Here is a 21610-nt window from a genome sequence, read left to right on the forward strand (position 1 = left end):
CGGCCCGGCCGAGGGCCGGGGCGCCGGGGCGCGCCGCTCAGGAGCCGACGGAGCCGCTGCGCGGCTGCTGCCGGGGGTGGGTCACTGGATGACGGCCAGCACGTCGCGGGCCGAGAGCACGAGCAGCTCCTCGCCGCCGTACTTGACCTCGGTGCCCCCGTACTTGGAGTAGATGACCTTGTCGCCGACCTGGACGTCGAGCGGCACGCGGTTGCCGTTGTCGTCCACGCGGCCCGGGCCGACGCTCAGGACCTCGCCCTCCTGGGGCTTCTCCTTGGCGGTGTCCGGGATGACCAGGCCGGACGCGGTGGTCTGCTCGGCGTCGAGGGGCTTGACGACGATGCGGTCCTCGAGCGGCTTGATGGAGACCGACACGGGCGGACCTCCCCTTCGCTGTGACTGAGTTCCCTCAGTGAACGGGCACTTGCTTCTGCACTGCTGATGCTCGGTGCCGCGGCCACCAGCGCCGTCCGTCGTCGCGGGTGCCGGCCGGCGCTGCCGCCGCAGCGGTTGGCACTCTCAGGTGGAGAGTGCCAGCGGCGACTCTAGGACCGCGGTCAGCACCCGGTCAACCGGAGTGCCAGCCGGCCGCCGCGACGTCCCGTGGCACCATCGGCCGGTGGACCCGGCCGGCCTCTCCGCCCTGCTCACGCCCGACGGGTGGGCCCTGCTGGAGGCCCTGCCGCCCTACCGCGAGGACGCCGCCATGGGCCTGGCGCAGCGGCTGCGCGAGCAGGGCGTCGACCCCGTCCTCGTCGCCGCGGCGCTGACCCAGTCGCGCCTGCGCGCCCGCGCCGCCGCCAAGTTCGGGCCCTTCGCCGCCGGGATGCTCTTCACCCCGGAGGGCCTGGAGCAGGCGACCCGGCTGGAGGTCGCCGCCCGGCACGCCGCGCGCTTCGCCGGCGCCGGGGCCCGTCGCGTGGCCGACCTCGGGTGCGGCATCGGCGGTGACGCGATGGCGCTGGCGGGCCTGGAGCACGAGGTGCTCGCCGTCGACCGCGACGAGGCCACCGCGGCCGTGGCCGCGGTGAACCTGCGGCACTGGCCGGAGGCGCAGGTGCGCTGCGCCGACGCCCTGTCGGTGGACCTGTCCTCGGTGGGCAGCGCGTGGCTGGACCCCGCCCGGCGCACGGCCGGCGGGCGGCGGGTGCTCGACCCGCGCCGGGCGTCGCCGTCCTGGGACGACGTGCTGGGGGTCGCGGCGGCGGTGCCGGCGACGGGGGTGAAGCTGGCGCCGGGGATCCCGCGCGACCTGGCGCCCCCGGGCGCGGAGACGCAGTGGGTCTCGGTCGACGGCGACGTCGTGGAGGCCGCGGTGTGGTTCGGTCCGCTGGCCCGCCCGGGCGTGCGCGCCAGCGCCCTGGTGCTGCGCGACGGCGCGGCCACCGAGGTCGACGACGTCGGGATGGTGCGCCCGGACGCCGTCGCCGGCGCCGGTGGCCTCGGCGCGTACCTGTACGACCCGGACGGCGCCGTGGTGCGCTCCGGGCTCGTGGGCAGGGTGGCGTCGCTGGTGTGCGGCCGCCTGGTCGACCCGACCATCGCCTACGTGACCTCCGACGCGCTGGTGCGCACGCCGCTGGCGCGCGCCTTCGCCGTCGAGGAGGTCCTGCCCTTCGGCCTGAAGGCGCTGCGCACGCGGCTGCGCGACCGCCGCGTGGGGCGGGTGGAGGTGCTCAAGCGCGGCAGCGCCGTGGACGTCGAGCAGCTGCGCCGGTCCCTGCGGCTGTCGGGGCCCGAGGAGCTGGCGCTCGTGCTGACCCGGGTGGCCGGGCGGCCGTCGGTGGTGCTGGCGCGGGCGCTGCCGAGGCTTCCGGGAGCCTGACGTGCGGGCCAGACTGGCCCGGTGCCCGCGCAACCGGACGGCGCAGCCGTGACCAGGTCCGCAGGCGGCGCGGCCCGCACCGGCCCGCCCGGCGTCGACGCCGGCTCGCCGGTGCGCATCCCCGCCCGCGGCTGGGGGCAGGTCCTGCAGCGCGCCGGGCAGCGCCTGCTCGCCGAGCGGTTCCCGCTGCTCAGCGCGGGGATCGCGTTCTTCGCGCTCCTCTCCCTCGCGCCCGTGCTCCTGACGGCGCTGTCGATCTACGGGGCGGTGACCACGCCGGAGGAGGCGCTGGCGCAGCTGTCGGGCGTGGCCGGGGTGCTCCCGCCCGCGCTGCAGCAGCTCGTGGCCGACCAGCTCACGACGATCACGGCCGCGTCCGCGCAGGTGCTCACCGTGCGCGGGCTCAGCGGCCTCGTCGTGGCGCTGTGGACGGCGACGACGGCCGCGACGTACCTCATCGACGCCCTCACGCTGGCGTACCACGAGGAGGAGACCCGCGGGCTGCTGCGCCGCACCGGGCTGGGCCTGGCGTTCGTGCTCGGGGGCGCGCTGCTGCTGGGCGGGGTGCTCACCGCGGCCGGCGTCGCCTCGCCGGTGGTCGCCGGGGCGCCGCAGTCGCTGCGGGCGGCCGCCGAGGTCCTCGTGTGGGTGGTGCTCGCCGCGCTCATGGTCGCGGTGCTGTCGGCGCTCTACCGGCTGGCACCGGACCGCCGGCGCGCGCGGTGGCGCTGGATCACGGGCGGCGCCGCGGTCGCGACCGCGCTGTGGGTCGCCACGTCGGTGGGGCTGTTCGCGTACGTGCAGGGCCTGGGCACCTACGAGACGACGTACGGCTCGCTCGCCGGCGTGGCGATCAGCATGTTCTGGGTGTGGGTCACCGTCCTGCTCGTGCTCGTGGGCGCCGTGGTCGACGCCGAGGCGGAGCGCCAGACGGCGCGGGACTCCACGGTCGGGCCGGAGCGGCCCCTGGGCCAGCGGGAGGCGGTGGTGGCGGACAGCGCACCGCCCTACCCGCAGGACGCGGGGGGCTGAACCGGGACGCAGCGGGACGGGTCTCGACCACCGGGTGAGGTCGAGACCCGTCCCGCTGCGTCCCGGTGCGTCCTGCTGCGTCCCGGTGCGTCCTGGCTCAGGCCCGCGGGCCGTCGTCCGGCAGCGCCGAGGGACCGGCCTCCGGCGGGCGCGGGCGGTCCTCGGGGTGGGCGCGCACGGCGAGCAGCGCCACGTCGTCCTCGACCGCGCCCTGGAGCTCGCCCAGCAGCGCGTCGCACAGCTGCTCCAGCGGCAGCTGCGCCAGGGCCGCCACCGCCTCGCACAGCCAGCTCAGGCCGTCGTCGAGGGAGGAGCCGCGCCGCTCCACGAGCCCGTCCGTGTACAGCAGCAGCGTCGTGCCCGGCTGCAGCTCGACCTCGTGGTCGACGCGGTCGGTGTCGGGGTCCAGGCCCAGCAGCAGGTCCGGCTCGGCGCTCAGCAGCTGCGTCGTCCCGTCGGCGGTGACGAGCAGCGGCGGCGGGTGCCCGGCGCTGGACCAGCGCAGCAGGCGCAGCCCCTGCTCCGCCTGCTCCTCGGACTGCTCCACCTGCGCGAGCACCGCCGTGGCCAGGGAGCCCGGCGTCATGTCCCGCATCGCCCCGTCCAGCGCGGTCAGCACGTGGCCCGGAGGTGCCTCCAGCACGTGGGCGACGCCCCGGAGCAGGTTGCGCACCTGCCCCATGGCCGCCGCGGCGTCGCGGTCGTGCCCCGCCACGTCCCCGACCACCACCGACGTCGTGCCGTCCGGGGTGACGAAGGCGTCGTACCAGTCGCCGCCGACCTGGGCCTCCTCGGCCGCGGGCAGGTACCGCACGGCGATCTGCAGGTGGTCCGGCTGCGGAGGGTCGGTGAGCAGGCTGCGCTGCAGCGCCTCGGACAGCCGTCGCACGGCGGCGGCGGAGCGGCGCTCGGCCTGCCGGGTGAGGATGCGGTCCAGGCCCTGGGCGCACTGCGCGGCGAACGCCTCGAGCAGCTCGACCTCCGCGCTGGCGAACTCCTGCTCCTCGCGCCAGCCGACGACCAGGCACCCCAGCACCCGCCCGCCGATGCGCAGCGGCAGCGCGGCCCACGCCTGCATGCCCGTCGCCGCCAGGATGGTGGCCATCTCGGGGGCGAAGGCGAGGCTGGCCGCGCGGTCCGGCAGGAGCACCCGCTCCCCGGTGGCCGCCGCGACGCTCGCCGGGAAGGGCCCCCGCAGCGGCATCTGCGCGTAGCGCTCGCGCACCTGCGAGGTGAGGCTGGCGCTCGCCGTCATGTCGAGCACGCCGTCCGCCTCGGTGGCGCGCACCCCGACGGCCCCGCCGTCGGCGCCCAGCACGCGCAGGCCCCGGTCGATGACGACGGTGGTCAGGTCCTCGACGGTCTCGGCGTTGCCCAGCTGCAGGGCGACCTCGGCGAGCGCCGCGAAGCGGCGCGACGCCGCCGCCTCCGCCTGCCACGCCGCGCGCAGCTCGCGCGCGCGGACGACCAGGTCGGCCTCGGCCTCCTCCACGCGGCGGCGCCAGCCCTCGCCGCGGGCCCGCTCGGCGTCCCGCTGGTGCTGCTGGCGGACGTAGTCGGTGACGTCCTCGACCCGGTGCAGCAGGAGCGTCGTCCTGCCGGCTGCGTCCAGGACCGGGACGTTGACCGGGCTCCAGTACCGCTCGACGAAACCGCCGGTCGCCGGGTCGGGGATGTCGTACTTCTGCAGCGCCATCGTGTGCGGTTCGCCGGTGTCGCGGGCGCGCTCCAGCGAGGCGCGCAGGTTGGCGACGCCGTCCGCGGTCGGGTCCTCGGGGTTGTCCGGGAAGGCCTCGAACATGGGCCGCCCGACGAGGTCCTCGCGCCGGCGTCCCGTGGCCCGGCAGTACGCGTCGTTGGCCTCGACGATGACGAGGCCGGGGTCCAGCACGAGGAAGGGCGTCGGGGTGGCCGCGAACAGGCGCGCGTGGTCGATGCCGGGCGTGGGGTCCGTGCTCACACCAGCACCTCCGTCACGGGCAGGGACGAGTCGGCGGGCAGGTCGAGGTCGGAGGGCCGGCGTCCGCGGGCGAGCAGCAGCGAGCCCAGGGCGGCGACCATCGCGCCGTTGTCGGTGCACAGGCCCGGGCGCGGCACGCGCACGGCCACGCCCGCGGCCGCGGCCCGCTGCTCCGCCAGCACCCGCAGGCGCGAGTTGGCGGCCACGCCACCGCCCACCAGCAGCGTGCCCACGCCCTGCTCGGCGCACGCCGCGACCGCCTTGCGGGTCAGCACGTCGACCACGGCCTCCTGGAAGGACGCCGCGACGTCGGCGACGGGCACGTCCTCGCCCGCGGCGCGGCGCTGCTCGACCCACCGGGCGACGGCGGTCTTCAGGCCGGAGAAGGAGAAGTCGTACGGGTGGCGGGCCAGGTCGCGCCCGGTGCTCAGCCCGCGCGGGAACGCGATCGCCGCCGGGTCGCCGTCGCGGGCGGCGCGGTCCACGAGCGGGCCGCCGGGGAAGCCGAGGCCGAGCAGGCGCGCGACCTTGTCGAACGCCTCCCCCGCGGCGTCGTCGAGCGTCTGGCCCAGCGGCTCCACCTGCGCCGTCACGTCGTCCACCCGCAGCAGGGAGGAGTGGCCGCCGGAGACGAGCAGCGCCACGGCCGGCTCGGGCAGCGGGCCGTGCTCGAGCGCGTCGACGGCCACGTGCGCGGCCAGGTGGTTGACCCCGTACAGCGGCACGCCCAGGCCGAGCGCGAGGGCCTTGGCCGAGGCGACCCCGACCATCAGCGCGCCGGCGAGGCCCGGGCCGGCCGTGACGGCCACGGCGTCGAGGTCGCCCAGCGCGACGCCGGCCTGCGCGCAGGCGCGCTGCACGGTGGGGACCATCGCCTCCAGGTGGGCGCGGCTGGCGACCTCGGGCACCACGCCCCCGAAGCGAGCGTGCTCGTCGACGCTGCTGGCGACGGCGTCGACGAGCAGCGTCGAGCCGCGCACGATCCCGACGCCCGTCTCGTCGCAGGAGGTCTCGATCCCCAGCACGAGGGGCTCGTCGGCAGGCACGCCCTCAGCGTAGGTGTCAGCGCAGACGGCGCCGCAGCATCAGCGCAGACGGCGCCGCAGGACGAGCGCGTCGACGTCCCCCGGCTGGTAGTAGCGCCGCCGCACCGCGAGGTGCTCGAAGCCGGCCGCGGCGTACAGGCGCCGGGCCGGCTCGTTGTCAGCGCGCACCTCGAGCAGCACGCTCGCTGCCCCGCGCTCGCGGGCCCGCTCCACGAGCGCCTCCAGCAGGGCGCGTCCGAGCCCGCGCCCCTGCCCGGCGGGCGCGACGGCGAGCGTCTGGACGTCGGCCTCGCCGCCGCCCGCGGGAGCGGCCAGGCCCGCGTACCCCACCACCGCGGCGTCCGCGCCCACCTCGACGCCCACCTCGACGCCCGCCTCGACGCCCGCCTCGGCGTCGGCCTCGAGGACGGCGTACCAGCGGTCCGGCGCCGCCAGCTCGGACCAGAACAGCTCCGGGGTCCACGCCGTCGCGCCGAACAGCTCCCGCTCGAGGGCGACGACGGGCTGCACGTCCCACCAGCGCATGCGCCGCAACCGCACCCCGGGCGGCAGCGGGCCGCTCACACTCCGCCCGCGGAGTGCGGTCCTGGGGCGGCACCGAGGCGCACTCCGCCCGCGGAGTGCGGTCCGGCGCTCACGCGCGGACCGGCTTCGGCGCCCCCGGCTCGGCGGCGTCCGGGCGGCGCAGGTACAGCGGCTCGGGGGGCAGCAGCGCCTCGCCGCGGGCGAGGCGGTCGGCGGCCACCGCCGCCAGCAGGCCCGGGTCCAGGCCCTCGGGGGCGGCGCGCCCGTCGGCCGCGGCGGGCGGCGGCAGGACGTCGGGGTGCAGCACGGCGCCGCGCCCCACCACGGGCAGGCCGCCCGTCGGGACGTCGGCGGGCGCACCCACCGCCGGGCCCTGCACCCGCCGCCAGCCGCGCACGGGGTCGCCGGCGTCGACGACGTCGTAGCGCGCCCAGTGCACCTCGCGCCGCCGCGCGTCCGTGGCGACGACGAAGCCGCCCGCGAGCGCGTCCGGCACCGCGGCGAGCGCCGTGGCGGCGACGGCGTCCAAGCTGCACACCCCGTGCACGGGCGCGTCGAGCACGAGGCCGAGGGTGAGCGCGGTGACCAGGCCGACGCGCAGCCCCGTGAACGGAGCCGGCCCGACCCCGACGGCGACGGCCGTCAGCTCGCGCCGGGCCACCCCGGCCTCGGCGAGCACGGAGCGCACCGCGGGCGCGAGCAGCTCCGCGTGCCGCCGCGCGTCGGCCTCGACGCGCGAGGCCAGCACCGCGGAGCCGTCGGAGACGGCGACCCCCACGGCGGCCGAGGTGTCCAGCGCGAGGAGCAGCACGCGGCCAGGCTAGGGGCCCGCGGCGGCCGATCGCACCGCTCGTGTGCCTGCGGCCACCAAGCGGACGTAGCGTGGGCGGGTGCCCCTCGTCCCCGACACCGTCCCCGCGCGCGCCGGCGCCGCCACGGACGCCGCCCTCGACGCCGATCCCCGCACCGCCGCCGCGGGCCGGCTCGTGGAGCAGGTGGCGGCCCTGACCCGCATCGTCCACAGCATCAGGGCGGCCGAGGCGCGGCGCTCCGCCCACGGCCTGCTCTTCCCCCTGCTCGGCCTCGGGCCGCTGCGCGTGACCGCCCTGGCGGACGCCGTCCACGCCGACGCCTCCACGATCAGCCGCCAGGTCGCCGACCTCGTGCGCGAGGGGCTCGTGCGCCGCGAGCCGGACCCGGTCGACGGCCGCGCCCACCTGCTCGCCGTCACGGACGCCGGCGCCGACCTGGTCGCCCGCACGCGCCGCGAGCGGACCCGCACGACCGCGCAGGCCCTGCCCGCGTGGACGGCCGAGGAGCTCGACGCCCTCGCCACCGCCCTCACCCGCCTCACCACCGACCTCACCCACCACCTGAGCACCCCGGTGGACCGGTGAACGCAGGGGGCGGGGCGGCTGCCCGCCCCGCCCCCGGCGCGTCACAGGCCGAGGATCGCCCGGACCTCCGCGAGCACCGCGTCCGGCACCGCGGCGTCCCCGCCGAGGACGTAGACGGACCCGATCCGGCCCGCGCCCTCCCGCAGGTACGCGCGCACGGACGGCGGCAGCGTGGAGCCGACGAGCAGGACCGGGGCGTCGCGCCGCCCGGCGGCGGCCGCGCCGGCGAGCGCGTCCGGGAACGTGGACCCGGTGGCGAGCACGACGGTCGTGGCGTCGGGGAACAGCGCCCGCGCCACCTGCGCCGACGTCGCGTGGCGGTCCTCGCCCGCGATGCGCTCGACGTCCAGGCCGAGCGCGCGCACCTGCGCCACCACCGCGTCGCTGACGGCAGCGGGACCGCCCGGCACCAGCACGGTGGCGCCGTCCAGCTCGGCGAGCAGCGCGCTCACCCGGGGGTCGAGCGCGCCGGGCGCGGTGAGCAGCACGGGGGCCTGCGCACTGGCCGCGAAGGCGGCACCGGCCAGGGCGTCGGGGAACGCGGCGCTGCTGGCGAGGACGACCTGGTCGACGTCGGCGCCCGAGTCGAGGAGGAAGCGGGCCATCTGCAGCGCGGTGTGCACCCGGTCCTCGCCGGAGATGCGCACCACCTCGTAGCCCGCGGCCTCCAGCACCAGCTGGACAGAGGGCGCGATGGCCGCCTCGCCGCCGAGGAGGTAGACGGTGCCGGTGTCGCCGAGCGCGCGCACGACCTCGCGCAGCACGGACGGCGGGAGCTCGGCGGTGGCGGTCAGGAGCACCGGCGCGTCCTCCAGGACGGCGACGGGCGCGGCCGCGAGCGCGTCGGCGAAGGCGTCGGAGCGGGCCAGCAGGACCGCGCCGGCCTCGCCGTCGGCCGGGAAGTCCTCGCGGGCGAGGCGGGTGGAGGTCTCGAAGCGGTCCTTCCCGCCGAGCCGGGCGCTGCCGCCGCCGACCTCGACCACGACGGGGACGCTGGTCGGGCCGGCGCCCTCCGGCGTCGCGGTGACCGTCACCGTATAGCGGCCCGCCCTCGCGTAGGCGTGCTTGCCGAAGGCCCTGACGTCGTCGTCGTCGCCGCCGCGCGGGGTGAGCTCCTGCGGCGCGGACCCGTCGCCGTAGTCGACGACGAGCGCCACCGCCGCGGCCGTGCGGCGGCCGTCGGGGCCGGCCGACGGCGACGCGCTCGAGGAGGAGCTCGGCGAGGCGGTGGCCGGAGCGGTGGCCGGAGCGGTGCCCGACGCGGTGCTCGCCGAGGCGGTGGCCGTGCTCGACGCGCTGGGCGACGCGCTGGGCGACGCGCTGGGTGACGCCGTCGGCGCGGGAGCGGGCGACGGGTCGCTGCCGCGGCGGCCGTCGCGGCGCTCGTCGTCGTCCCGCTCGTCGTCCGCGTCGTCCGCGTCGTCGTCCTCGTCCGCGTCGTACTCGACGGCGACGGTCACGACGCCGCTCGGGGTCGCGATGGCCGGGCGCACCTCGACCTCGAGCCCGCCCGACTCGCCCTCGCTCGAGCTGTGGGCGACGGCCGGCGCGCCCAGGCTCGCCACGAGCACCGCGGCGCCGACGGCGGCAGCGGCTCCTCGACCTCGACTGCTCCGCACGGTGTCCTCCGATCCGCGCGTCCCCCACCGGTCGGGAGGACGTGTGCGGCCAGTAGAGCCGCGCGGGCGCCGCAGCGGCGGGCGCCACGCCGGAAGGCCCGACCGGTCGGCTCACTGCGCCAGGTGCCGGCGTGCTGCGGCGGTGACGGCGGCGGCCGCGCGGTCCAGCGACGGGGAGCGCAGCTTCCACTGCTGCCAGTGCAGCGCGACGTCGATGGCGCCGGAGGGGTCGACGGCCACCAGGTGGCCGCCGGCCTCCTCGAGGCGGCTCTGCAGATCGGGCAGCATGCCCCAGCCCATGCCCAGGCGGATCGCGGCCAGGAAGTCCGCCGAGGAGGGCACGTAGTGGACCGGCGGGCGGGCGGAGCCGGTCAGCCGGCCCCGCAGGTACCGGTGCTGCAGGTCGTCCTTGCGGTCGAAGACCACGACCGGAGCGCGGGCCAGGGCCTGTGCCGTGGGGCCGTCGGGGAACCAGCGCCGGGCCCGCCCCGCCGCCGCCATCGGCCGGTAGCGCATGGTCCCCAGCCGGGTGACCGAGCACCCGGGCACGGGGTCGGGGTCGGTGGTGACGGCGGCCACGACGGTGCCCGCGCGCAGCAGCGCCGCGGTGTGCTCCTCGTCGTCGCGGTGGACGTCGAAGCACACCCCGTCCGCTCCGCCCGCCAGGGGGGCCAGGGCGGGCAGCACCCAAGTGGCCAGGGAGTCGGCGTTGACCGCGACCGGCAGCGTCGGCACGCCCCGTCCCGGGCCGGCGTCCAGCTCGGCGAGGGCGTCGCCGGCCAGCAGCTCGACCTGGCGGGCCAGGCGCAGCAGGACCTGACCGGACTCGGTGGCCCGCACCGGCCGGCTGCGCACCAGCAGGACCCGGCCGGTGGCGACCTCCAGGGCGCGCAGGCGCTGGCTGACCGCCGAGGGCGTCACGTGCAGGGCCCGCGCGGCGGCCTCGAGGGTGCCCTCGGAGACCGCGGCGCTCAGGGCGCGCAGCTGCGCCAGGTCCAGCTCCACGAACAGGGATGCTAACGGCGCGGAAGGACCATGAGATTCCCTTCCGCAGGAGGGGGTCCTACGGTCGCCCGGTGCTCCCCGACCTCCTCGCTGCCCTCTCCGGTCTCGGGCTGGGCCTGTCCCTGATCGTGGCGATCGGCGCGCAGAACGCCTTCGTGCTGCGCCAGGGCCTGCGCCGGCAGCACGTGGGCGCGGTGGTGCTGGTGTGCGTGGTCTCCGACGTCGCGCTCATCCTCGCCGGCGTGGCCGGTGCGGGCGCCGTCGTCCAGAGCCGGCCCGGGCTGCTCGACGCGGTGCGCGTCGCCGGCGCCGCCTTCCTGGCCGGGTACGGCCTGATGGCCGCCCGCCGGGCGCTGCGCCCGCAGGCGCTGGCTCCCGGCGGCGGGGTGGCACCGGCCTCCGCGGCGGCGGCGGTGGCCACGGCGCTGGCGCTGACCTGGCTGAACCCGCACGTCTACCTCGACACCGTGGTCCTGCTCGGCTCGATCGCCCAGGGCCATCCGGGGCGGCAGTGGTGGTTCGCCGCCGGGGCCGCCCTCGCCAGCACCGCGTGGTTCACCGCCCTCGGCTACGGCGCCGCGCTGCTGCGCCCGCTGTTCGCCCGGCCCGGCGCCTGGCGGGTGCTCGACGCGGGGATCGCCCTGGTCATGCTCGCCCTGGCCGCCTCCCTGCTGCTCGCCGCCGGATGAGCGGCGGCGGGCCGGGGTCTACGCGGTCGGCAGCGCCGCGCCGTCCCAGCGGGGGCCCACGGCGCGCAGGACGGCGGTGCGCTCCTCGCCGTCCCCGCTGCCGGTGCCGCCCGCCCCGCGGTGCAGCTCCAGCTCCAGGCGGTCCTGGGCGAGGCGCTCGACGAGGCCGCGGCCCCACTCGACGACCGTGACGGACTCCTCCAGCGAGGTGTCGAGGTCGAGGTCGTCGACCTCGGCGAGGGAGCCGAGGCGGTAGGCGTCCACGTGCACCAGCGCGGGCCCGCCCGCGGTGGACGGGTGCACGCGCGCGATGACGAACGTCGGGGAGGTGACCGGCCCGCGCACGCGGAGACCCTCGGCCAGGCCCTGCACCAGCGTCGTCTTGCCCGCCCCCAGGTCGCCGGCGAGGACGAGCAGGTCCCCGGCGCGCAGCAGGCCCGCGAGCCGGCGGCCGAGGGCGCGGGTGTCGTCGGCCGTCGGCAGCCGCAGGACGCCTGCCGCCCCGTCCGCCGTCCTCTCCGACGGGGCGCTCACGGCGCTTCCCCGACGTACCGGCGGGGCAGGCGCGCCGACATCCGGGTGACGACCTCGTAGCTGATGGTCCCGGCCGCCTCCGCCCACTCCTGGGCGGTGGGCGCGCCGTAGCGCCCGTCCCCGAAGAGGACCACCTCGTCACCGGCCCGCGCCGTCCCGGCGCCGGGCAGGCCCGCGAGGTCGACGACGAACTGGTCCATGCACACGCGCCCGGCCACGCGGGTGCGTCCGCCGGCCACGCGCACCGGGCCGGCGCCGCTGGCGGAGCGCGGCACGCCGTCCGCGTAGCCGAGCGGCACCAGGCCCAGGCGCGTCGGCGCGGTGGTCGTGTACTGGTGGGCGTAGGAGACGCCGTGCCCGGCGGGCACCTCCTTGACGAGCGCCAGGCGCGCGCGCACCGTCATGGCCGGGCGCAGCCCGAAGCGGGCCGGTCCTCCGAGGTCCGGCACGGGCGAGAGGCCGTAGACCGCCAGCCCGGGGCGGACGAGGTCGAAGCGGGCGTCCGGGTTCGTCAGCGTCGCGGCCGAGTTGGCCAGGTGCCGGACGGCGAAGCGGGCGCCCGCGGCCTCGGCGAGCGCGACGGCCTCGCGGAAGAGCGCCGTCTGCCGGTGCACCGTGGGGTGCTCGGGCGCGTCCGCCCACGCGTAGTGCGACCAGGCGCCGACCACCTCCACGGCGCCCTCGGCGCGGGCGGCCAGGGCGGCGGCGACGAGGTCCGGCCAGGCGGCCGGGGGCGCTCCCTCGCGGCCGAGGCCGGTGTCGACGAACAGGTGCAGGCGCGCCGGGCGGCCCGCGCGCGCCGCGCCGTCCGCGGCCTGGGCCACGGCGCCCGGCGACGAGGCCGACAGGTCCACGCCGGCGGCGACGGCGGGCGCGAGGTCCTGGCCCGGGGCGAACAGCCAGCACAGCACCGGCGCGCCGATGCCCGCGGCGCGCAGGGCCAGGGCCTCCTCCAGCTGCGCCACCCCCAGCCACGACGCCCCGCCCGCGAGCGCCGCGCGGGCGCCGGGCACGAGCCCGTGCCCGTAGGCGTCGGCCTTGACGACGGCCATGACGGCGGCGCGCTCGGCGCGCTCGGCGAGCGCGGCGGCGTTCTCGCGCACGGCGCCGAGGTCGACGACGACCTCCCCCGCCCAGCCGGCCGGCCACTCCTGCTCGGTCACGGCCACCGCGGTCACGGCCACGTCCCGGTGGTCAGCAGGTGCGCGACGACGCCCGGCAGGGCCGCCGCGACCACCTCCGCGTGCAGGGGCCCGCCGCCGCTGGCCGCGAGGGCGGCGCGGCCGTGGACGGCGGCCGCCAGGGCCCCGGCGTCGAGCGGGGCCAGCCCGGCCGCGAGCAGGGCGCCCGCCACGCCGGCGAGCACGTCCCCGGCCCCCGCGCTCGCCAGCCACGCGGGCGCGTCGGCCTGCGAGCGCACCCGCCCCCCGGGCGCGACGACGAGGGTCGCGGCGCCCTTGAGCAGCACGGTCGCGCCCGTGGCCTCCGCCGCGGCGCGGGCGCAGCGCAGCGGGCGCGCCGCGACCTCCTCGCGGGTCACCGGCCCGGTCCCGCCGTCCTCGGCGTCCAGCGCGCTCAGCAGCCGCGCCAGCTCCCCGGCGTGGGGGGTGAGCAGCAGCGGCGCCCGCAGCGGGCCGTCGTCCAGCACGCGCTCGAGCAGGGCCGGCAGCGCGCCGGCGTCGAGCAGGCAGGGCAGGCCCTCCTCGACGGCCGCGTCGAGGGCGCGGTGGACGGCGGGCGCCTGGTCGCCGTCCTGCGGGTCGACGCCGGGGCCGGCCACCCACGCCTGCACCCGGCCCGGCCCGGGCACCGCCTCGGGCCAGCGCTGGCGCACGAGCTCGGTGGGCCGCGGGGGCCCGAGGTAGCGCACCATGCCGGCGCCCGCCCGCACGGCGGCCCCCACGCACAGGACGGCGGCGCCGGTGTACGCCTCCCCGCCCGCGACGACGCCCACCACGCCGCGCGAGTACTTGTCGCTGGCGCCCTGCGGCACCGGCCACAGGGCGGCGGCGGCCGCGGCGCCCAGGCGCTCCACGACGAGCTCGCCGGGCTGCGGCGCCGGCAGGCGCAGACCGATGGGGGCGACCACGACGCGCCCGGCGGCGGGCGCGGCGGGCGGCAGCAGCAGCGCCGGCTTGGCGGCGCCGAAGGCGACCGTCGCGTCCGCGACCACGTGCCGCCCGTCCGGCGGCACCTCCCCGGTGTCCGGGTCCACGCCGCTCGGCAGGTCGACGGCCACCACCGGCGCGCGCGGCGGGACGGCGGCCACGAGCGCCGCGGCGGACGGCGCCAGGCCCGGGCGGCCGCCGGCGCCGAGCAGGCCGTCGACGACGGCGTCCGCTCCGGCCAGCGCGCCGGCGACCAGCGCCGACGAGGCGTCCGCCGCCGCCACCACCCGACCACCGGCCGAGCGGAAGGCGCCCAGGGCGCGCTCGGAGGCGTGCTCGGCGGCGAGCAGCGCCGTCACCGCGGCGCCCCGGCCCGCCAGCAGGGCGCCCGCCAGCAGCGCGTCGCCGCCGTTGCTGCCGCCGCCGACGAGGAGCACCACGCGGCTGCCGTAGACGCGCCCGCTCACCGCCCCGCTGCCGTCGACGCGCCCGCGCAGCACGTCGGCGACGACGGCGGCCAGCGCCGAGGCCGCCCGTCCCATGAGCACGGGGTCGCCGACCCCGGAGGCGGCCTCGGCGCTGCGGACGGCCGCCACCAGGCGCGCGGTGGTCACGGCGCGCCCTCGCCGGCCGGCGGGCGGGGCGGAGCCGCGGCCTCGGCGACGACGACGGCGGAGGCGATGCCCGCGTCGTGGGAGAGGGAGACGTGCAGGGAGGCCACCCCGAGCTCGGCGGCGCGCGCGGCGACCGAGCCGGTGACGCGCAGCACCGGCCGCCCGCTGTCCTCCCGGTGCACCTCGGCGTCGTGCCAGCTCAGGCCGCGCGGGGCCCCGAGGGACTTCGCGAGCGCCTCCTTGGCCGCGAACCGGGCCGCCAGCGAGGCCAGCGGGAGGCCGCGCTCGGCGGCGGTGAAGACCCGCTCGGCCAGGGCCGGCGTGCGCTGCAGCGCCTCGCCGAAGCGCGCGACGTCGACGACGTCGATGCCGACGCCCACGATCACCGTCGGGTCCCGCTCGCGCTCACCCGCCCATCTTGCCCGTCCGCGCCCACCCGTCCACCGCGGGCGCACGGCGCCGTGCCGGAGCGGCGCGCCGGAGCCGACCCGGGCGCTGGGCGAGCACCAGCACCGGTGCGAGCTAGTGCTCGCCCAGCGCCTCGATCCGGCAGGAGGGTCCGGTCGCGCCCGCGAGCCGCCGGTCGGTGGTGAGCAGGACGGCGTCGAGCGCCTCGGCCAGCGCGACGTACACGGCGTCCCAGCCGCGCACGGTGTCGCGCAGCTGCCAGGCGCGGTCGAGCAGGAGCCGGTGCCCGAACCGCTCCGCGGGCCACGCCTCCAGGTCCTCGACCGCCTGGGCGGCCGCGGTGGCGTCCAGGCGTCCCCGCAGGTGCTCGCGCCGGATGACCCCGAAGACCTCGACGTCGACGGCGTGGGGAGCGGCGTGGTCGCGGTCGGCCGCCAGCCTCTGACGGACCTCCTCGGCGTCCGGCCCGCCGATGATCACCTCGACCAGGCAGGAGGCGTCAACGACCAGCACCGGGCCACCCGCCCCGCTGCTCGTCGAGCGCGTCGAGGACCTGTCGGCGGTCCAGCGTCGAGGAGCGGCGACGCGTGCGCTGGAGCCACTCCTCGACGCTGGGTCGCGCTGCCAGGCGCGCCGCCTCGACGCGCAGGAGCTCGGGCACGCTCGTCCCGGCTTCGGCGGCGCGCCGGACGAGGCCGGCGTAGACGTCGTCGTCCAGGTCGCGGATCTGCACGGTCTTCGGCATCCCCGACGATAACATGCAGAAGTGCATGAGGACATGCAGCACCGCACCACCACGTCGGCTCCGGTGCGCCCGCGCGCAGCGCACGGGACGCGCCGTGCTGCGGGTGCGCGAGAGCCACGCAGCGCGCAGGCGCATGATGCGGGCACAGCGAACACCGCGCCGCGGTCGGCGGCCGGCGCACCGACGAGGTCAGGAACGGCGTGGAGCACGGCGCGAGCACCGAGGTGAGCACGACCGACGAGCTGGCGGTCCCCGCCAGCGTCCCCAGCGCCGCGAGGCGCTCCGGGCCCCGCGGCGGCCTGGCGCGCTGGCTGCTGCAGCACCAGGTGCAGCCGGAGGGCCCTGCCGCGCAGGAGGACCACGCCCAGCCCCAGGCGTGGTGGAGGGTGATGTGCCTGACGGGGGTGGACTACTTCTCCACCCTGTCCTACCTGCCGGGCATCGCCGCCCTGGCCGCGGGGGCGCTCTCGCCCCTGGCCACCCTGCTCATCGTCGCCCTCACCCTGTTCGGGGTGCTGCCGATGTACCGGCGGGTGGCGGCCGAGAGCCCGCACGGCCAGGGGTCGGTGGCCATGCTGGAGGACCTGCTGCCGTTCTGGCGCGGCAAGCTCTTCGTCCTGGCCCTGCTCGGCTTCGTCGCCACCTCGTGGATCATCACCATCACGCTGTCCTCGGCGGACGCGACCGTGCACCTGCTCGAGAACCCCTACGCCCCCGACGTCCTGCACGGCCACGAGGTGGCGGTGACGGTGGGTCTGCTGGTCCTGCTCGGCGGGGTCTTCCTGCTCGGCTTCACCGAGGCCGTCGCCGTCGCCATCCCGCTCGTGATCGCCTTCCTGTCCCTGAACGCCGCCGTCGTCGTCGCCGGCGTGCTGGAGGTCGTCGCCCGCCCCGAGGTGCTCCCCGGGTGGACGCGGGCGCTGACCGCGGGGACCGACGGGCCCCTGGACGTCCTCGGCCCGGCGGTCATCGCCTTCCCCCTGCTGGTCCTGGGCCTGTCCGGGTTCGAGACCGGGGTGAGCATGATGCCGCTGGTGGCCGCCGAGGGCCGCACCCGGGCCGAGCGCCTGGCCTCGCGGGTGCGCAACACCCGCAAGCTGCTCACGACGGCGGCCGTGATCATGTCCGGGTACCTGCTGGCCACCACCTTCGTCACCACGCTGCTGGTCCCGGCCGAGGAGTTCGAGGACGGCGGCGAGGCCAGCGGGCGCGCCCTGGCCTACCTCGCCCACGAGCTGCTGGGCGAGGGCCTGGGCACCGCCTACGACGTCTCCAGCATCCTCATCCTCTGGTTCGCCGGCGCCTCGGCCATGGCGGGGCTGATCAACATCGTGCCGCGCTACCTGCCCGGGTACGGCATGGCGCCCGAGTGGGGCCGCGCCGTGCGACCGGTGGTGCTCGTCTACACCGCGATCAGCATCGTGATCACCATCGCCTCCGGCGCCGACGTCGAGTCCCAGGCCGGCGCGTACGCCACCGGGATCCTCGCGATGATGGTCTCCGGCGCCTTCGCCGTCACGGTCTCGGCGGTCCGCCGGCGCCAGCGCAGGAGCGCCGTCGCCTTCGCCGCGCTGGTCCTGGTCCTGCTCTACGCCCTGGTGGAGAACATCGTCGAGGCGCCCGACGGCATCGCCATCGCGGCGTTCTTCATCGCCGGCATCGTCACCATCTCCCTGGTCTCGCGGGTCTCGCGCACCACCGAGCTGCGCGCGGACCGCATCACCTTCGACGACGCCGCCCGCCGGTTCGTCACCGACTCCCTGGCCGCCGACGGGGCCCTGAACCTCATCGCCCACCGCCGGCAGACCGGCGAGCCCGCCGAGTACGCGGCCAAGGAGGCCGCCCAGCGCAGCGTCAACCCGCTCCCCGGCGCGGCCGACGTGCTCTTCCTGGAGATCGACGTGGTGGACCCGTCCGGGTTCAGCGGAGAGCTCGTCGTGCGCGGGGTGGAGGTCGACGGGCACCGGGTCCTGCGGGCCGAGAGCGCGGCCGCGCCCAACGCCATCGCCGCGATCCTGCTGGCCCTGCGCGACGCCACCGGGGTGCACCCCCACGCGCACTTCGCGTGGTCCGAGGGCAACCCGCTCGTGCACCTGTTCCGGTACCTGCTGCTCGGGCGCGGGGACACCGCCCCGGTGGTGCGGGAGATCCTGCGCGAGAGCGAGCCCGATCCGCAGCGGCGCCCCTACGTCCACGTGGGAGGGTGAGGCGGGGTCACTCCACGGTCACGGACTTGGCCAGGTTGCGGGGCTGGTCGACGTCCAGGCCCTTGGCGGTGGCGACCTCCATCGCGAAGACCTGCAGCGGCACGACCGTGACGAGCGGGGCCATCAGCGTGGGCACCCGCGGCACCCGCAGGACGACGTCCGCGGAGCCGAGCACCGCGTCGTCGCCGTCCTCGGCGATCACGATGGTCCGGGCCCCCCGCGCGCGCACCTCCTGGGCGTTGGAGACGACCTTGGCGTGCAGGGAGTCGCGCCCGTGCGGGGAGGGCACGATGACGAAGACGGGCTGGCCCTCCTCGACGAGGGCGATGGGGCCGTGCTTGAGCTCCCCGGCCGCGAAGCCCTCGGCGTGCAGGTACGCCAGCTCCTTGAGCTTCAGCGCTCCCTCGAGGGCCACGGGGTAGCCGACGTGGCGGCCGAGGAAGAGCACCGAGCGGGAGTCGGCCAGCTCGCGGGCGAGCTTGCGCACGTCCTCGGCGCGGTCGAGCACGGTCTGGACGGCGTCCGGCATGGCCTGCAGGTGGCGCAGCACCTCGCGCACCTCGTCGGCGAACATGTTCCCGCGCAGCTGCGCCAGGTACAGGCCCAGCAGGTAGCAGGCCGTGATCTGGGAGAGGAACGCCTTCGTGGAGGCGACGGCGACCTCGGGGCCGGCGTGCGTGTACAGCGCGGCGTCGGACTCGCGCGGGATCGTCGAGCCCTGGGTGTTGCAGACGGCCAGCACCTTCGCGCCCTGCTCGCGCGCGTGGCGCACGGCCATGACGACGTCCATCGTCTCCCCGGACTGCGAGATCGCCACGACGAGCGTGCGCTCGGTGAGGATCGGGTCGCGGTAGCGGAACTCGTGCGCGAGCTCGACCTCGACCGGGATGCGGCACCAGTGCTCGACGGCGTACTTGGCGACGTGCCCGGCGTAGGCCGCGGTGCCGCACGCCACGACGATGATCTTGTCGGCGCGGCGCAGCACCGCCTCGTCGATCTTCATCTCGTCGAGCACGAGCGCCCCCGAGGCGTCGCTGCGCCCGAGCAGGGTGTCGGCCACCGCGCGCGGCTGCTCGTGGATCTCCTTGTCCATGAACCACGGGTGGCCGCCCTTCTCGGCGGCCGCGGCGTCCCAGTCGACGGTGAAGGGGCGGGCCAGCGCCGGCTCGCCCTCGAAGGTCGTCACCACCGCGGCGCCCGCGGTGATCTCCACGACCTGGTCCTGGCCCAGCTCGAGCGCGTCCCGGGTGTGCGCGATGAACGCGGCGACGTCGGAGCCGAGGTAGTGGGCGCCGTCCCCGACGCCGACGACGAGCGGGGAGCTGCGGCGGGCGCCGACGACGGTGCCGGGCGCGTCCGCGGAGACGGCCAGGATCGTGAAGGCGCCCTCCAGGCGCCGGCAGACCGCGCGCACCGCCTCGCCCAGGTCGCCGAGCTCGGCGTGGGCACGCCCGAGCAGGTGCGCCGCGACCTCGGTGTCCGTCTGGCTGGTGAAGACCACGCCCTGCGCCTGCAGCTCCGCCTTGAGCACGGCGTAGTTCTCGATGATCCCGTTGTGGATGACGGCCAGGCGGCCGTCCTCGCTCACGTGCGGGTGCGCGTTGGCGTCGGTGGGGGCGCCGTGCGTGGCCCAGCGGGTGTGGCCGATGGCCGTGGCGGTGGCCGGCAGCGGCGCCACCTCGAGGGCCTCGACGAGGCGGGCGAGGCGGCCGGCGCGCTTGGCGGTCAGCAGCTGCCCGTCCGCGACGACCGCGACGCCCGCGGAGTCGTAGCCGCGGTACTCCAGGCGGCGCAGGCCCTCGAGGACCACCGCGAGCCCGCCGCCGTCCGCCTCGCCGCCGGGAACCGGGCCCGCGTAGCCCACGATGCCGCACATGGCTCCGAAGGGTAACGGGGCTGCTGCGCGGCCGGAGGCCTTCGCGCGGCATCATGGACGCCCGTGACCAGCGGCACGACCACCGGCACGAGCACCGGCACGGGCACCGGCACGGGCAGCGGCACGGGCAGCGGCACGAGCACCGGCACGGGCAGCGGCACGAGCAGCGGCACGAGCACCGGCACGGGCAGCGCGGGCGCCGGGACGACGGCGCCCCGGCAGCCGAGCCCGTCGCCCTGGGTGGATCTGGACCGCTCGGCCTGGAGCCGCCTGGCGGCGTCCACCCCCCTGACCCTGACCGCGGCGGACGTGGAGCGGGTGCGCGGCCTCGGGGAGCGCGTGGACCTCGCGGAGGTGGAGCAGGTGTACCTGCCGCTGTCGCGGCTGCTCACCATGTACGCGGCCGGCGTGCAGCGGCTGCACGCGGTGACCTCGACGTTCCTCGGCGAGACCGGCGCCGGGGAGGCCGGCGCGCCGCGCACGCCGTTCGTCATCGGCGTCGCCGGCTCGGTGGCGGTGGGCAAGTCGACGACGGCCCGCCTGCTGCGCGAGCTGCTCTCCCGCTGGACCGAGACCCCGCGCGTGGAGCTGCTGACCACCGACGGGTTCCTGTGGCCGAACGCGGAGCTGCAGCGCCGGGGGCTGCTGCACCGCAAGGGCTTCCCCGAGTCCTACGACCAGCGCTCGCTGATGCGGTTCGTGGCGGCGGTGAAGTCCGGTGCGCCCGAGGTGCGCGCGCCGCTGTACTCCCACCTGTCCTACGACATCGTGCCCGGCGCGGAGATCGTGGTGCGGCGCCCCGACGTCCTCGTGGTGGAGGGGCTCAACGTGCTCCAGCCGGCCCGCACCCGCGCCGACGGCCGCCAGGGGCTGGCGGTCAGCGACTTCTTCGACGTCTCCGTCTACGTCGACGCGCGCACCGAGGACATCCGCACCTGGTACGTCGACCGCTTCCTGCGCCTGCGCGAGACGGCGTTCAGCCGCCCGGAGTCCTACTTCCACCGGTACGCGAGCCTGTCCGACGCGCAGGCGGTCGAGCAGGCCACCCGGATCTGGACGGACATCAACGAGCCGAACCTCGTCCAGAACGTCCTGCCCACGCGCGCGCGCGCCACCATCGTCCTGACCAAGGGCCCCGACCACGCCGTGCGCCGCGTGCGGCTGCGCAAGCTGTGAGCGGCGCGCCGGCGCCGCGGGACCTGCTGCTGGTGGCCGCCGACGGGGCGGTCGGCGTGCTCGCCCGGTGGGCGGGGACGGCGCTCGTACCGCCCTCCCGGGAGGGGTGGCCGACCGGGACCCTGCTGGTGAACCTGGTCGGCGCGCTGGCGCTCGGCGCGCTGCTGGGCTCGCTGCCGGCCGCGCCGCGCGGCGGGCGGCTGCGGCTGCTGCTGGGGACCGGCCTGCTGGGCGGGTTCACCACCTACAGCGCCCTGGCCGTCGAGGCGGTGCAGCTCGCCGCGGCGTCGCCCCTGCTGGCGGTCGGCTACGCGCTGACCAGCGCGGCAGCAGGGGTGCTGGCGTGCGCCGCGGGCCTGGGGCTGGCCCGCGCCGTCGCTCCGGGGCCGGCCCGCGTCGACCAGCGACCGCCGCGCGCCCGGTGAGCGCGCTCCTGGTCCTGGCGCTGGCCGCGGCCGGTGGTGCCGGCGCCTGCCTGCGCCACCTCGTCGACACCGCCGTCACCGCGGCGTGGGCCCGCCGCGCCACCAGGAGGTCCGGTGCCGCAGCCCGCCGCGGCGCGCGGTCGGCGGGACCGCCAGTGAGCACGCTCGCCGTCAACGCCGCCGGGTCGCTGCTGATCGGGCTGCTGACCGAGGTCGCGCTGCGCTCCGGCGACCCCGACCCGGGCTGGCTCCTCGTCCTCGGCGCCGGCGCGTGCGGCGGCTTCACCACCTTCGGCACGCCGTGCTGGCAGGCGCTCGTGCTGCTGCAGCAGCGCCGCCGGGGTGCCGCTGCCGCGGTGGCCGCGCTCAACCTGGTGATCAGCACGGCCGCCGCCGCCCTCGGTCTGGCGGCGGCCTGA

22 protein-coding genes are annotated in these 21610 nt (G+C 77.7%); 8 read left to right on the forward strand and 14 right to left on the reverse strand.

Annotated elements, in window-relative coordinates; translation table 11 throughout:
- Positions 1-81: 81 nt before the first annotated feature.
- Positions 82-375, reverse strand: a complete 294-nt coding sequence (gene groES / locus BLS82_RS03530; protein ID WP_092861587.1) for a co-chaperone GroES — start codon at positions 373-375, stop codon at positions 82-84.
- A gap of 244 nt (positions 376-619) precedes the next feature.
- Between groES and BLS82_RS03535 the strand changes: the two genes are divergently transcribed.
- Complete coding sequence (locus BLS82_RS03535) at positions 620-1825, forward strand: class I SAM-dependent methyltransferase (protein ID WP_092861589.1); 1206 nt, start codon at positions 620-622, stop codon at positions 1823-1825.
- A 48-nt stretch (positions 1826-1873) separates the two neighbouring features.
- Positions 1874-2857, forward strand: coding sequence for a YihY/virulence factor BrkB family protein (locus BLS82_RS03540; RefSeq protein WP_218123500.1), 984 nt, complete (start codon positions 1874-1876; stop codon positions 2855-2857).
- A gap of 97 nt (positions 2858-2954) precedes the next feature.
- Here BLS82_RS03540 and BLS82_RS03545 read toward each other — a convergent pair whose 3' ends face one another.
- The 4 genes from BLS82_RS03545 to tsaB form a co-directional block, all read right to left on the reverse strand.
- Complete coding sequence (locus BLS82_RS03545; RefSeq protein WP_092861591.1) at positions 2955-4817, reverse strand: SpoIIE family protein phosphatase; 1863 nt, start codon at positions 4815-4817, stop codon at positions 2955-2957.
- Positions 4814-5863, reverse strand: a complete 1050-nt coding sequence (gene tsaD / locus BLS82_RS03550) for a tRNA (adenosine(37)-N6)-threonylcarbamoyltransferase complex transferase subunit TsaD (RefSeq protein ID WP_092861594.1) — start codon at positions 5861-5863, stop codon at positions 4814-4816. Before tsaD ends, BLS82_RS03545 begins: the two co-directional genes overlap by 4 nt.
- Before the next feature lie 39 nt (positions 5864-5902).
- Positions 5903-6388, reverse strand: a complete 486-nt coding sequence (gene rimI / locus BLS82_RS03555) for a ribosomal protein S18-alanine N-acetyltransferase (RefSeq protein WP_092862747.1) — start codon at positions 6386-6388, stop codon at positions 5903-5905.
- A gap of 109 nt (positions 6389-6497) precedes the next feature.
- Positions 6498-7199 carry a tRNA (adenosine(37)-N6)-threonylcarbamoyltransferase complex dimerization subunit type 1 TsaB gene (tsaB, locus tag BLS82_RS03560; RefSeq protein WP_092861596.1) on the reverse strand — a complete coding sequence of 234 codons (702 nt, stop codon included), beginning with the start codon at positions 7197-7199 and terminating at the stop codon, positions 6498-6500.
- A gap of 79 nt (positions 7200-7278) precedes the next feature.
- Here tsaB and BLS82_RS03565 point away from each other — a divergent pair, with 79 nt between their 5' ends.
- Positions 7279-7785: a MarR family winged helix-turn-helix transcriptional regulator gene (locus BLS82_RS03565; RefSeq protein ID WP_218123501.1), complete on the forward strand. Its 507-nt coding sequence runs from the start codon at positions 7279-7281 to the stop codon at positions 7783-7785.
- A gap of 41 nt (positions 7786-7826) precedes the next feature.
- On the opposite strand, the gene BLS82_RS03570 is transcribed toward BLS82_RS03565, so the two are convergent.
- Together BLS82_RS03570 and BLS82_RS03575 are read right to left on the reverse strand one after the other, a co-directional pair.
- Complete coding sequence (locus tag BLS82_RS03570) at positions 7827-9404, reverse strand: cell wall-binding repeat-containing protein (RefSeq protein WP_143028734.1); 1578 nt, start codon at positions 9402-9404, stop codon at positions 7827-7829.
- A 111-nt stretch (positions 9405-9515) separates the two neighbouring features.
- Positions 9516-10409 (reverse strand): LysR family transcriptional regulator ArgP, encoded by an 894-nt coding sequence (locus tag BLS82_RS03575; protein ID WP_092861600.1) that lies wholly within the window; start codon positions 10407-10409, stop codon positions 9516-9518.
- Between the two features lie 71 nt (positions 10410-10480).
- Here BLS82_RS03575 and BLS82_RS03580 point away from each other — a divergent pair, with 71 nt between their 5' ends.
- The gene (locus BLS82_RS03580) at positions 10481-11098 is read left to right on the forward strand and encodes a LysE/ArgO family amino acid transporter (RefSeq protein WP_255378079.1); all 618 of its coding nucleotides are present in this window, start codon (positions 10481-10483) and stop codon (positions 11096-11098) included.
- Between the two features lie 18 nt (positions 11099-11116).
- On the opposite strand, the gene tsaE is transcribed toward BLS82_RS03580, so the two are convergent.
- From tsaE to BLS82_RS03610, 6 genes are all read right to left on the reverse strand, one after another.
- Positions 11117-11632, reverse strand: coding sequence for a tRNA (adenosine(37)-N6)-threonylcarbamoyltransferase complex ATPase subunit type 1 TsaE (tsaE, locus tag BLS82_RS03585; protein ID WP_255378080.1), 516 nt, complete (start codon positions 11630-11632; stop codon positions 11117-11119).
- Positions 11629-12810 (reverse strand): alanine racemase, encoded by a 1182-nt coding sequence (gene alr, locus BLS82_RS03590; protein ID WP_369811040.1) that lies wholly within the window; start codon positions 12808-12810, stop codon positions 11629-11631. Before alr ends, tsaE begins: the two co-directional genes overlap by 4 nt.
- Entirely contained in the window at positions 12807-14354 is a 1548-nt protein-coding gene (locus BLS82_RS03595) for a bifunctional ADP-dependent NAD(P)H-hydrate dehydratase/NAD(P)H-hydrate epimerase (RefSeq protein ID WP_218123503.1), read from the reverse strand. Before BLS82_RS03595 ends, alr begins: the two co-directional genes overlap by 4 nt.
- Positions 14351-14740, reverse strand: a complete 390-nt coding sequence (locus tag BLS82_RS03600; RefSeq protein ID WP_092861604.1) for a holo-ACP synthase — start codon at positions 14738-14740, stop codon at positions 14351-14353. The genes BLS82_RS03595 and BLS82_RS03600 overlap by 4 nt, the downstream gene beginning before the upstream one ends.
- 136 nt (positions 14741-14876) lie before the next feature.
- Positions 14877-15275: a type II toxin-antitoxin system VapC family toxin gene (locus tag BLS82_RS03605; RefSeq protein WP_092861606.1), complete on the reverse strand. Its 399-nt coding sequence runs from the start codon at positions 15273-15275 to the stop codon at positions 14877-14879.
- Positions 15262-15507: a hypothetical protein gene (locus tag BLS82_RS03610; protein ID WP_143028735.1), complete on the reverse strand. Its 246-nt coding sequence runs from the start codon at positions 15505-15507 to the stop codon at positions 15262-15264. Before BLS82_RS03610 ends, BLS82_RS03605 begins: the two co-directional genes overlap by 14 nt.
- A 224-nt stretch (positions 15508-15731) precedes the next feature.
- Between BLS82_RS03610 and BLS82_RS03615 the strand changes: the two genes are divergently transcribed.
- Complete coding sequence (locus BLS82_RS03615; RefSeq protein WP_092862755.1) at positions 15732-17714, forward strand: amino acid transporter; 1983 nt, start codon at positions 15732-15734, stop codon at positions 17712-17714.
- Between the two features lie 7 nt (positions 17715-17721).
- On the opposite strand, the gene glmS is transcribed toward BLS82_RS03615, so the two are convergent.
- Positions 17722-19590 carry a glutamine--fructose-6-phosphate transaminase (isomerizing) gene (gene glmS, locus BLS82_RS03620; protein ID WP_092861610.1) on the reverse strand — a complete coding sequence of 623 codons (1869 nt, stop codon included), beginning with the start codon at positions 19588-19590 and terminating at the stop codon, positions 17722-17724.
- A 240-nt stretch (positions 19591-19830) separates the two neighbouring features.
- Between glmS and coaA the strand changes: the two genes are divergently transcribed.
- From coaA to BLS82_RS03635, 3 genes are read left to right on the forward strand one after another with little or no spacing between them, the layout of a single operon-like run.
- Entirely contained in the window at positions 19831-20766 is a 936-nt protein-coding gene (coaA, locus tag BLS82_RS03625; RefSeq protein ID WP_218123636.1) for a type I pantothenate kinase, read from the forward strand.
- Entirely contained in the window at positions 20763-21191 is a 429-nt protein-coding gene (locus BLS82_RS03630; RefSeq protein WP_218123504.1) for a CrcB family protein, read from the forward strand. The genes coaA and BLS82_RS03630 overlap by 4 nt, the downstream gene beginning before the upstream one ends.
- Complete coding sequence (locus tag BLS82_RS03635; protein ID WP_176818906.1) at positions 21188-21610, forward strand: fluoride efflux transporter FluC; 423 nt, start codon at positions 21188-21190, stop codon at positions 21608-21610. The genes BLS82_RS03630 and BLS82_RS03635 overlap by 4 nt, the downstream gene beginning before the upstream one ends.

This window comes from Quadrisphaera sp. DSM 44207 (assembly GCF_900101335.1).
Taxonomy (GTDB): Bacteria; Actinomycetota; Actinomycetes; order Actinomycetales; family Quadrisphaeraceae; genus DSM-44207.

Excerpts from the sequence above, each read along its gene's own strand:
- rimI (WP_092862747.1), bottom strand. The coding sequence starts at position 6,388 with ATGCGCTGGTGGGACGTGCAGCCCGTCGTCGCCCTCGAGCGGGAGCTG.
- BLS82_RS03610 (WP_143028735.1), bottom strand. The coding sequence starts at position 15,507 with ATGCCGAAGACCGTGCAGATCCGCGACCTGGACGACGACGTCTACGCC.
- glmS (WP_092861610.1), bottom strand. The coding sequence starts at position 19,590 with ATGTGCGGCATCGTGGGCTACGCGGGCCCGGTTCCCGGCGGCGAGGCG.